Here is a 546-nt window from a genome sequence, read left to right as displayed (position 1 = left end):
CGGAAAATCCCGCTCCGGTAGGCAATCGCCGTACCACGACGACTTCAACGACCCACCCCGGGAGAAGAAATCGATCAACGGCATCTCGACGGTCATCTCTGGGGTCGGCACACCCACCAACACCACCGTCCCGGCGAGATCGCGGGCGTAGAACGCCTGCTTCCAGGTTTCCGGGCGGCCGACGGCATCGATGACCACATCTGCCCCGAACCCACCGGTGAGCTCTTGGATGGCCTCGACGGCATCGACCTGCGAGGCATCGACAGTGTGCGTGGCCCCGAGTTCGAGAGCCCAGTCGAGTTTTTTCTTGTCGCGGTCGACGGCGATGATCGTCGACGCCCCCGCCAGGCGGGCTCCGGCGATCGCGGCATCGCCGACACCGCCGCACCCGATCACCGCGACGGAATCCCCGCGGGAGACGTGGCCGGTGTTCATCGCCGCACCGAGCCCGGCCATCACCCCGCACCCGAGCAACCCCACCACCGCCGGATCGGACTCCGGGTCGACTTTGGTGCACTGTCCTTCGTGGACGAGAGTCTTGTCGGC

General features: G+C 66.7%; 1 protein-coding gene. It reads right to left on the bottom strand.

From position 1 onward, the window contains the following. On the bottom strand, nucleotides 1–546 hold a 546-nt coding region (locus tag CH262_RS25170), incomplete at both ends, for a zinc-binding dehydrogenase (RefSeq protein ID WP_143547171.1).

Origin of the sequence: Rhodococcus sp. 05-2255-1e (genome assembly GCF_002259025.1) — a bacterium.
GTDB lineage: Bacteria > Actinomycetota > Actinomycetes > Mycobacteriales > Mycobacteriaceae > Rhodococcoides > Rhodococcoides fascians.
The sequence above is the reverse complement of the archived record's forward strand: the minus strand, read 5'-3'. Positions and strand labels throughout refer to the sequence as shown.